Below are 10,193 nucleotides of genomic sequence, written 5' to 3' on the forward strand. Positions count from 1 at the left end.
CTGGCCTATCCTGTCGGGCGCCCTCCTTGTTCAAAGTTCGGCTAGGTCGCCCAAGGCGTCGATCAGCGGCTGGATCTTGCCCTCATAATTTTTCCAGTGCTTGATGGACGAGTTGTAGATCGGCTGCCGGACTTGCCAGCGACTGGCCGTGTTGACCGATCCGCCCTTCTCGAAGAAGCGCAGGCAGGCATCGTCCCAGGGCAATCCAAGATAATCGATCAGACGGCGCGATTGTGCCTCCTGATCCGCAACCAGCGTCTCGTAGCGACTTTCGAAGATGCGTCCCGGAAAAACCTTGTCCCAATGTCGCATCAGGCGATCGTATTCACGGTAGTACAGCCCGAGGGTCTGCAGGTCGGCGATGTAGCTGTGTCCCTTGGAGAAATTCTGGAAAAAACACGAGAGGCAATTGTCGATGGCGTCGCGGCGACAGTGAATAATCCGCGCGTTGGGAAAGAGAAGGCCTATGAGGCCTATCAGTTCGAAATTCCGGGGCATCTTGTCGACTATGCGACGTGCGGTCGGCGCACGCTCACGAAGGTAGGACAGGTGCTCCCCCGCCAGGATTTTGGAGAGGTCAGGGGTGATCGGCGCGATCGATTGGCCCAGGGCTCGTGACGAAATCTTCGTGAGGCCGATAGCATTTGCGGCTCGCCTTAGCTTGCTCAGTTCTCCTGCGCCGTGAACATCCGGGTGGCTCGCGCAAATCTGCTCGGTCAGGGTGGTCCCCGACCGGGGCATTCCCAACACAAACACGGGCACTTCCGATGGGCTTCCATGACCCGCGTTGGTAGCCACCATGTCCGGGTTGAAGAGCTCGATCGTAGAGTCGACCCAGCGGCGATAGGCTTCCAGATCAAACTTATAGCCTGCGGCCTGCTTGCCTTTCTTGAAATGATCTATCGCGTCTTCGTAGCGCCCAAGGTCGTTCAGCACCTTGCCGGCTGCGTGATGAAGTCTCATCGCACTTTCGGGGTCAAGCTTTGGATAGCCCAGTTCGCGCAGGATGGACTTAAGTTCGGCCGGCTCTTCGGTGAATTTGCGCGTATGCACAAGCTCGTTATAGGCAGCGGGCATCGCGATGCGACGTTCGATCGCTTCTTTCAGATAGACTTCGGCTTCGTCCACGCGACCGAGACCGGTGAGTGCGCTGGCCAGTCCTGTCCGAACGCGAGGATGATCGCGGTTGATCTTGAGCGCTTTCTCGTAAACCGGGACAGCCATGTCAGCCTTGTCGAATTCGACGAAAGCGCGTCCCAACGCGCAAAGCGCTTCCAGCAAATCGGGCTTCAACTTCAATGCTTGCTGAATATGCCTGATTGCGGGCGAATATTCGCTGACTTTTAGATAAACTTCACCCAGACTAAGGTGATAAAAGGGGTTTTGAGGCTCCTCGCCGACGGCTCGGGCCAAATATCGCAGCGCCATTTCATCGTCGAGCCCGATGAATAGCGTGCCCATGATATACGAAGCCAAGGGATGGTTGGGCGTGCGCTCCAGCACGCGACGGCACAGTTCCTCAGCCTCGGCCAACCGCTTGGCCTGCTGCAAGCCATACGCCTGTTTCAGCAGCGCATCGTCGGCTTGCGCGCGCGACGGCGGTTTCGCCTTCGGCGGCTGCACTTTCGGTGCCGGGCGGGACTTTATGTGCTTGGACCAAGCGGGCGGCAGTCGGTTGCTCATCATGTCTCGCTAGCAAAATGATCCGGTAGAATCCAGCCTGACCGTTGCCGCTGGCCCTGGAACTTGCGCAGGCCCAGCCGGCAAGCTAGCAAGAAGGCCCCTTTTCGAACGAGCCTTTGCCATGCGCCCTCCCCTTACGCCACTTATCGCCGCGCTTCCTTCTACAGTGCCGTTTGTCGGCCCTGAGGCGCAGGAGCGCGACCGCGGCCGCGCCTTTCGCGCCCGCATCGGCGCCAATGAGAGCAGCTTTGGCCCCTCCCCGCGCGTCGTTGCCCGCATGGCCGAGATTGCCGGCGACATGTGGATGTATTGCGACCCCGATAATCACGATTTGAAGGTAGCCGTAGCCAGGCATCTCGGCGTCGGCGCCGAAAACGTCGTCGTCGGCGAAGGCATAGACGGGCTGCTCAGCCTGGTTGCGCGCATGTATGTGGCGCCCGGCGACGCGGTGGTGACCTCGCGCGGCGCCTATCCGACCTTCAACTTTCATGTTGCCGGCGTCGGCGGCCGGCTGGTCGCAGTGCCCTACGAGAACGATCGGGAAAACCTCGACGGCCTGCTGGCGGCAGTGGCCAGGGAAAAGGCGCCACTGGTCTACCTGTCCAATCCGGACAATCCGATGGGCAGCTGGTGGGAAGCCGCCGAGCTCAGCCGCTTCATCGAAGCCTTGCCGGAGACCACAATGCTGGTGCTCGACGAAGCCTATGGCGAATTAGGGCCAGCCTCAGCGCTGCCGGCGATCGATGTCGCGCGGCCGAACGTCATCCGCATGCGCACCTTCTCCAAGGCCTATGGGCTGGCCGGCATACGCTGCGGCTATGCGGTGGCCGAGGCCCAGGTGATTCGGGACTTCGAGAAGATCCGCAACCACTATGGCGTCAGCCGCATGGCGCAGATCGCCGGTGTCGAGGCGCTTGCCGATCAGGCCTGGCTGGATAGCGTGGTGGCGCGGGTCGCCGCCGGCCGCCGGCGTATCGTCGCAATAGCCGAAGCGAACGGGCTGAAGCCGCTGGCTTCGGCGACCAATTTCGTCACCATCGACTGCGGCCGCGACGGCGCTTTCGCACTAAAAGTGCTGCAGGCGCTGTTGTCACGCGACGTCTTCATCCGCAAGCCGATGGTGCCGATTCTCGACCGCTGCATCCGGGTCAGTGTCGGCCTCGACCACGAGCTCGACATCTTTGCCGAGGAACTGCCTGGCGCACTGGCGGCAGCGCGGGGGAACTGAAGAGCGCAACGCCGGGATTCCAGTGCTGCCCGCTATTTCTCCCCGAGCAGGCGCATGACGCGCTTCAAGGTGTCCGATAATTCGGCAGCCGCGTCATCGGCGAGGCCGGCCGTCAGCCGGGCGAGGTCGCGATCCGCCGCAGCCTGAAGCCTGGCGAGCTCAGCACTTCCGCGAGCGGTCAGCGACAGGATACGTCTGCGCCGATCGGCTGGGTCAGAGCGTGTCTCGGTCAGGCCAGCGGCGGCGAACCTCCTCAGGACGCGTGAGACATAGGCCGGATCGAGCCGGAGTTCGGCAGCGATTTCGGAGGCCGCCGGCCGGAGATCGAGGTGGAACGCCCGTGCAAGAAACCCTGCCTTACCGCCGCTATTGGCGACAGCGCGGGATCGGCCGCCCAATTCGAACAGCAGCCGCGCCTCGCCCAGCGTATAGGCGCTGTGCGTCAAGGTCAGGTCGAGCAGCCCGATCAGGCGCGTGTAGAAGCGATTGAAGCCACGTATCTCCCCGACAAGGGCATTCCGATCGGCCGGCATGTCGACCTCCTTCGGACGGACCGCTCCGTCAGGGCCATGATCGCCTATTATTTGACTTAGTCAATCATTAATGGAGACGCCGCCTATCTCGCACGTGAAGCTGGCGGATAGCGACCGGAGAGAGACCTTCGATGCACGTTGCGCGGTTGAATTTGCACGGCGATGCGCCAGACTCGATTCAAAGGATGGAGAGCGCGATGACCGATCGTACGGTGCAGGTACGCATATACGGCAAGGTGCAAGGCGTCAGCTACCGGGTTTGGGTGCGGCGCGAGGCGTCTGGACTTGGCCTTGCCGGTTGGGTGCGCAACGAAGTTGACGGCTCGGTGACAGCCTTGATTGCAGGGGCCGATGCGGCGGTCTCGACAATGATCGAATGTCTTTGGCAAGGGCCGCCAGGGGCAGCAGTTTCGAAGGTCGACGTCGAGGAGATCGAGTCACGCAACATGTCCGCGGGTTTCAGGATTGTTGCCTAGCAAGGCATGATCCTGCTCATTCGCTTCCATCGCACAAATCTTCCATTGCCCTGCCCGGACATGCCTCGGTCCTTGAATTAATTGAACGTTTGTTTTATTGTCTGCGAAAAGGCGGCTTGTCATGGCGCGTACGACCGGTTCCGACGGAGAGAAGACCGAAGCTGCCGTCCGCGAGGCGGCGGTCAGCCTGATTGCGCGTCTCGGCTACGAGGCGATGTCGATGCGGCAGCTGGCGGCCGAGGTCGGCGTCCAGGCAGCGGCGCTGTACCGCTACTTCCCGACCAAGCAGGACCTTCTGTTCATGCTGATGCGTGAGCATATGGAAGGCTTGATCGAGGCGTGGCGCGCAACACGCCCTGTCGGCGCCGATCCGGCAGCGCGGCTTGCCGCTTATGTCGAAAACCACATCGCTTTCCATATCGAACGCCGCCACTCCACCCATGTCTCGAACATGGAGCTGCGCAGCCTGTCGCATGAAAAACTCACGCAGATCCTGCGCATGCGCACGGCCTACGAGAAGGAGCTGCGCGCCATCCTGCGCGACGGCGTCGAAGCGGGGTTATTCAGCATCGAAGACACCGGGCTCACCGCCATGGCGCTGATCCAGATGATGACCGGCGTCATCGTCTGGTTCCGGCCCGGCGAACGGCTGTCGATCGCCGAAGTCACCGCTACATATCTAGCAATGACAATGCGCCTTGTTGGAGCAAAGAGCGATGGCGCGACGACGAGCCACGGCGCCGTGCGTCCATTCGAGCGCGCAACGGACGCTGCAGCACTTTGATTTCGCGCATGATCCCGATTTTCGCGGTCGTGCGCCGGGAGGAACGGCATGTACACGCATACGCTCAACTTCGGGCTTGACGAAGACATCGAGGCGCTGCGCGACCTGGTGCGGCGCTTCGCCCAGGAAAAGATCGCACCGATCGCCGCCGAGATCGACCGCTCGAACGAATTCCCGGCACATCTGTGGGCGGAGCTCGGCGGGCTCGGCCTGCTCGGCATCACCGCCGATCCCGATTTCGGCGGCAGCGGCATGGGCTACCTCGCCCATGTCGTGGCGATGGAGGAGATTTCGCGCGCCTCGGCCTCGGTCGGCCTCTCCTACGGCGCCCATTCCAACCTCTGCGTCAACCAGATCAACCGCTGGGCGACGCAGGCGCAGAAGGAAAAATATCTGCCTTCGCTCTGCAGCGGCGAGAAGGTCGGCGCACTGGCGATGTCGGAATCGGGAGCCGGCTCCGATGTGGTGTCGCTGCGCCTGCGCGCCGAAAAGCGCAATGATCGCTATGTGCTCAATGGCACCAAAATGTGGATCACCAACGGGCCGGATGCCGAGACGCTGGTCGTCTACGCCAGGACCGATCCGGAACTCCATTCGCGCGGCATCACCGCTTTCATCGTCGAAAAGGCCTTTGCCGGTTTTTCCGTGGCGCAAAAGCTCGACAAGCTCGGCATGCGCGGCTCGAACACCGGCGAGCTGGTGTTCGAGAATGTCGAAGTGCCGTTCGACAATGTGCTGCACGAGGAAGGGCGCGGCGTCGAGGTGCTGATGTCGGGCCTCGACTACGAACGCGCCGTGCTGGCCGGCGGCCCGATCGGGCTGATGGCTGCGTGCCTCGACGTGGCGATCCCTTACGTGCACGAACGCAGGCAGTTCGGCCAGCCGATCGGCGAGTTCCAGCTGGTGCAAGGCAAGCTAGCCGACATGTATGCGACGATGAACGCGGCGCGCGCCTACGTCTATGCCGTGGCCGCCGCTTGCGATCGCGGTGAGACGGCCCGCAAGGATGCTGCCGGCTGTATTCTCTTCGCCGCCGAAAAGGCAACGCTGATGGCGCTCGATGCCATCCAGCTTTTGGGCGGCAACGGCTACATCAACGATTACCCGACCGGCCGGCTTTTGCGGGACGCCAAGCTTTATGAGATCGGCGCCGGCACGAGCGAAATCCGTCGCTGGCTGATCGGGCGAGAAATCATGGCGGAGGGCAGCTAATGGCATTCTTTTGAGACTTTGCCAGGAGCCGGACGATGTGGCATACTTCGGAATATGTGCCACAACACAGGCGAGACGGACCATGGCTGGCAAAACGGGAAAGTCCGGATTTGACGAAGATCCGCAAGCACGGTTCGATGCCGGCGCTCGCCAACCACAGCTTCGTGCTCCGGCGAAACGCGAGCGTGTCAAGCTTGGCGAGGGCGGGCGCTTCGTCATCCCTGCTGCGATGCGCGAGGAGATGGGCGTGAAGCCTGGCGAGGAGATGATCCTGCATGTCGAGAACGGCGAGCTGCGGGTAAGATCGTGGCTGCAGAATCTGCGACGCGTCCAGGCCGAATTGTCGGCGCTGAAACAGCCCGGTGAAAGCGTCGTCGACGAATTTCTGAAGGAGCGGCGGGAAGAGCAGCGTCGAAGCGACAAGCGTCTGGACCGGCTTCACGCCGAAGGGACGACAGGAAAGCGGGCGAAATGAAGCCCTACGTCATGGACAGTTCGGCGGCGCTCGCAATCCTGCTCAACGAGAAAGGCACCGACAATGCTTTGGGGCTCGCGCCGGACGCACAATGCAGTTCAGTCAATGCGGCCGAAATCATCGCCAAGCTGATCGACAAGGGACGCAGCATGGAACAGGCCGCGGACGACCTCGCCAGTCTCGGCATGCCGATCGCCGTTTTCGACGAAGCGATGGGCATCGCCGCCGGGCAGCTTCGCCAATTGACGCGGCATCGCGGCTTGTCGCTGGGCGATCGGGCTTGCCTGGCGCTGGCAATTCGCGAGAATGCCATTGCCGTCACCGCTGATCGCGATTGGGGCGACCTCGATGTCGGCTGCAAGATCGAGCTGATCCGGTAGCGCCATGGCCCCCCTCACCTCTCAGATGTCATCCGCCTCCGATGCCTTCCGCGCCAATGCCGAGCGCATGCGGGCGCTGGTCGCCGATATTGCTGAAAAAGCCGCCGCCATCGAGCGCGGTGGCTCGGAAGAGGCGCGTGAGCGGCACGTCTCCCGCGGCAAGCTCCTGCCGCGGCAACGCCTAGCCCAATTGCTCGATACCGGCTCGCCCTTCCTCGAAATCGGCCAGTTCGCGGCATGGTCGATGTATGGCGAGGACATCCCTTCGGCCGGCCTCATCGCCGGCATCGGACGCGTCGAAGGCACCGAAGTGATGGTCGTCGTCAATGACGCCACGGTGAAGGGCGGCACCTATTATCCACTGACCGTGAAGAAGCATCTGCGTGCACAGGAGATCGCATTGCAGAACAATCTGCCTTGCGTCTATCTGGTCGACAGCGGCGGCGCCAATCTGCCCAACCAGGACGAGGTGTTTCCCGACCGCGATCATTTCGGCCGCATCTTCTACAACCAGGCCAACATGTCGGCCGCCGGCATTCCGCAGATCGCCTGCGTCATGGGTTCGTGCACGGCCGGCGGCGCCTATGTGCCTGCGATGTCGGACGAGACAATCATGGTGCGCAACCAGGCGACCATCTTTCTCGGCGGGCCGCCGCTGGTGAAGGCGGCCACCGGCGAGGACGTCACCGCCGAGGACCTCGGTGGCGCCGACGTGCACACAAGGCTTTCCGGCGTTGCCGACCATTATGCGCTCGACGACGAGCATGCGCTGGCCATATGCCGGCGTATCGTCAAAAACCTGAATCGGAACAAGAATGTAAGCCTTGCCTTACAGAAATCGATTCCGCCGCTTCACGATCCACATGAACTCTACGGCATCGTGCCGACGGATCTGCGCCAGCCCTACGACGTGCGCGAGGTAATCGCCCGCACCGTCGACGGCTCCGAGTTCGATGAGTTCAAGCAGAATTATGGCACCACGCTGGTCACCGGTTTCGCCCATCTCAGCGGCATGCCGGTCGGCATCGTCGCCAACAATGGCGTGCTGTTTTCGGAAAGCGCGCTGAAGGGCGCGCACTTCATCGAGCTGTGCTGCCAGCGCAAGATCCCGCTGATTTTCCTGCAGAACATCACCGGCTTCATGGTCGGGCGAAAATACGAGGCCGGCGGCATCGCCAAGGACGGCGCCAAGCTGGTCATGGCGGTCGCAACGGCCAAGATGCCGAAGGTGACCGTGATCATCGGCGGCTCGTTCGGTGCCGGCAATTACGGCATGTGCGGACGCGCCTATTCGCCACGCTTCCTGTGGATGTGGCCGAATGCCCGCATTTCGGTGATGGGCGGCGAGCAGGCGGCAACGGTGCTGGCCGTGGTCAAGCGCGAAGGCATCGAGCGCAAGGGCGGGGAATGGAGCGCCGAGGAGGAAGCGAAATTCAAGAAGCCGATCCTGATGAAGTACGAGCATGAAGGGCACCCGCTCTATTCGTCGGCAAGGCTCTGGGACGACGGCATCATCGATCCGGCCAAGACCCGCGAGGTGCTGGCGCTCAGCCTTTCGGCCGCGCTCAACGCCGAGATCGAGGAGACAAAATTCGGCGTGTTCAGGATGTGAGATGAGCGAAATCGGCCAGAGGATTCGCATTCAAACCGGCGACATCACGAAGCTGGCGGTCGATGCCATCGTCAACGCCGCCAATACCTCTCTTCTCGGAGGCGGCGGCGTCGACGGCGCTATCCACCGCGCGGCCGGCCCCGAGCTTGTGGCAGAATGCCGGACCTTGCATGGCTGTAAGGTCGGAGATGCAAAAATCACCAAGGGCTACAGGCTGCCCGCGCGCTACGTCATTCATACGGTCGGGCCGGTCTGGCAAGGCGGCAGCAAAGGAGAAGCCGAACTGCTCGCCTCCTGTTATCGCCGGTCGCTCGAAATCGCCGCCGCAAAGGACTGCCGGACGGTGGCGTTTCCAGCGATCTCGACCGGGGCCTACCGCTATCCGAAGGATCAGGCGACGCAAATTGCTGTCGGGACCGTGAGCGCCTTCATCGGCCAGAACATCGTTCCGGAAACCGTCATTTTCTGCTGCTTCGACGAGCCGACGGCCGAATTGTATCAGCGGGTCGTTGCTGCACTCGGCAGGGTGTGACCCTGCGCGGGAGACAACCCACCACATCTCCAGACTATTTTTTGCTTCTCGATCTGGCCAGACGAAAGAATCACGGCTATTGATCATCGCAAATACCAATGGGGATTGGGCGAAGATGAGGCGGCGGGTTTTTCAGAGAACAACTGTGCATTTACTTGCAGGGTTGCTTATATTAGTGACCCCTGGCATCAGTGCGGCGGAGTCACTCGCTGGGAAAGTCGGCGATAAGCGTTCCTTCGTGTATCTCCCTCAGCAAGGCTCGGAAGGCAATTGCAGGCAGGCCTACAATGCCTATGTGGCTGCGGCCGGTCATTCCGCCTACGCATCAACCATCACCGGGGCAAGAGTGCTGTATTTCGTCTGCGGCGTGCACGTTAACGCACCGTCCCAGAAGGCCGCCGAAGCGCTCGCGCTTAAGTCATGCGAGGTCGGTCGCAAGAAGTTCAAAGTGGACATGGTCGGCGGCTGCGGCGTAGTCGCTTCCAAGTAGCTTTCGGCATCAAAGGGCCGGATAGCAATGGGGGATAGGGCGAAGATGAGACTTCAGCTTTTTCAAAAAACAACTGTATTCATATTTGCAGGATTGCTTGTGTTGGGGGTGCCCAGCATCGGAGCAGCCGAGTCGCTGGCGGGAAGCAAGGGCGACAGCCGCTATCCCGTCTATTTCGCGCCCGGCTCAACCGGAGACTGTCTGAAGGCATATAAGGCCTATGTGGCGACCGGCAGCCATTCCGCCTATGCGTCGACCCCGTTCAATTGGGCGACCGAGTTCATAGTTTGCGCGCGTGCGAATGCGACGTCGCAAAAGGCTGCAGAGGCGCAGGCGCTGAAATCCTGCCAGTCAGCCAAGAAGAGCTACAAGGTTACAACCGCGGGAGCTTGCAGCATCGCTGCCTCCAAGTAGGAGATGCTGTTTGCGCTAACTCTTTTCCAGGGGGAAAAATGACACCGAGACACGTCAAAAGTACAATCACGTGGATACTTGCCGGCTTTCTTATATTCACGGTACCTGGCATCGGAGCGGCGGAATCGTTGGCGGGAAGCAAGGGCGAGACCCGTTTCTATCCCTATTTGCCGCAGAATCCGAAGGATCCATGCACCATGGCTTACAGGGCCTATGTAGCGGCCGGTGGCCATTCAGCCTATGCAAGCACTCCGTATTCCCGGGTGCGCTCAGTTGTGTGCGTCAAGTTCTGCAAAATGGCGTGGCATTGCGGTGACGTCGGCGTGTCCGCAGCGCAGCCCCCGTGTTTAGCGGAGCGGCGGACACATGACGGT

The 10,193-nt window shown here is 61.4% G+C and carries 12 protein-coding genes; 10 read left to right on the forward strand and 2 right to left on the reverse strand.

Features of this window, described 5'->3' with window-relative positions; genetic code table 11:
* Positions 1 to 30: 30 nt before the first annotated feature.
* Positions 31 to 1,683 (reverse strand): tetratricopeptide repeat-containing sulfotransferase family protein, encoded by a 1,653-nt coding sequence (locus tag NKI18_RS27695; RefSeq protein WP_352622498.1) that lies wholly within the window; start codon positions 1,681 to 1,683, stop codon positions 31 to 33.
* Positions 1,684 to 1,804: 121 nt separating this feature from the next.
* Between NKI18_RS27695 and NKI18_RS27700 the strand changes: the two genes are divergently transcribed.
* Positions 1,805 to 2,911: a pyridoxal phosphate-dependent aminotransferase gene (locus NKI18_RS27700; RefSeq protein WP_353021246.1), complete on the forward strand. Its 1,107-nt coding sequence runs from the start codon at positions 1,805 to 1,807 to the stop codon at positions 2,909 to 2,911.
* Between the two features lie 32 nt (positions 2,912 to 2,943).
* Here the strand turns inward: NKI18_RS27700 and NKI18_RS27705 are convergent, their stop codons facing one another.
* Complete coding sequence (locus NKI18_RS27705) at positions 2,944 to 3,444, reverse strand: MarR family winged helix-turn-helix transcriptional regulator (protein ID WP_352622495.1); 501 nt, start codon at positions 3,442 to 3,444, stop codon at positions 2,944 to 2,946.
* 197 nt (positions 3,445 to 3,641) lie between these two features.
* Here NKI18_RS27705 and NKI18_RS27710 point away from each other — a divergent pair, with 197 nt between their 5' ends.
* The 9 genes from NKI18_RS27710 (at position 3,642) to NKI18_RS27750 (ending at position 9,819) form a co-directional block, all read left to right on the forward strand.
* On the forward strand, positions 3,642 to 3,920 hold the full coding sequence (locus NKI18_RS27710; protein WP_352622493.1) for an acylphosphatase: 279 nt from the start codon (positions 3,642 to 3,644) through the stop codon (positions 3,918 to 3,920).
* 121 nt (positions 3,921 to 4,041) lie between these two features.
* Positions 4,042 to 4,704, forward strand: a complete 663-nt coding sequence (locus tag NKI18_RS27715; protein ID WP_023677792.1) for a TetR/AcrR family transcriptional regulator — start codon at positions 4,042 to 4,044, stop codon at positions 4,702 to 4,704.
* 48 nt (positions 4,705 to 4,752) lie between these two features.
* Complete coding sequence (locus NKI18_RS27720; protein ID WP_352622491.1) at positions 4,753 to 5,916, forward strand: isovaleryl-CoA dehydrogenase; 1,164 nt, start codon at positions 4,753 to 4,755, stop codon at positions 5,914 to 5,916.
* A gap of 82 nt (positions 5,917 to 5,998) precedes the next feature.
* A complete protein-coding gene (locus NKI18_RS27725; protein ID WP_352622489.1) occupies positions 5,999 to 6,391 on the forward strand; it encodes an AbrB/MazE/SpoVT family DNA-binding domain-containing protein in 393 nt (130 codons plus the stop codon).
* Entirely contained in the window at positions 6,388 to 6,771 is a 384-nt protein-coding gene (locus NKI18_RS27730) for a type II toxin-antitoxin system VapC family toxin (protein WP_352622488.1), read from the forward strand. The genes NKI18_RS27725 and NKI18_RS27730 overlap by 4 nt, the downstream gene beginning before the upstream one ends.
* A 4-nt stretch (positions 6,772 to 6,775) precedes the next feature.
* Complete coding sequence (locus NKI18_RS27735; RefSeq protein WP_352622486.1) at positions 6,776 to 8,383, forward strand: carboxyl transferase domain-containing protein; 1,608 nt, start codon at positions 6,776 to 6,778, stop codon at positions 8,381 to 8,383.
* Position 8,384: 1 nt separating this feature from the next.
* Positions 8,385 to 8,915 carry an O-acetyl-ADP-ribose deacetylase gene (locus NKI18_RS27740; protein ID WP_352540759.1) on the forward strand — a complete coding sequence of 177 codons (531 nt, stop codon included), beginning with the start codon at positions 8,385 to 8,387 and terminating at the stop codon, positions 8,913 to 8,915.
* Positions 8,916 to 8,994: 79 nt separating this feature from the next.
* On the forward strand, positions 8,995 to 9,405 hold the full coding sequence (locus NKI18_RS27745; protein WP_352622484.1) for a hypothetical protein: 411 nt from the start codon (positions 8,995 to 8,997) through the stop codon (positions 9,403 to 9,405).
* A gap of 45 nt (positions 9,406 to 9,450) precedes the next feature.
* The gene (locus NKI18_RS27750) at positions 9,451 to 9,819 is read left to right on the forward strand and encodes a hypothetical protein (RefSeq protein WP_352622482.1); all 369 of its coding nucleotides are present in this window, start codon (positions 9,451 to 9,453) and stop codon (positions 9,817 to 9,819) included.
* The last annotated feature ends 374 nt before the right edge of the window (positions 9,820 to 10,193 follow it).

Source organism: Mesorhizobium sp. M0800 (assembly GCF_040320095.1).
In the GTDB taxonomy this organism is placed as follows: Bacteria; Pseudomonadota; Alphaproteobacteria; order Rhizobiales; family Rhizobiaceae; genus Mesorhizobium.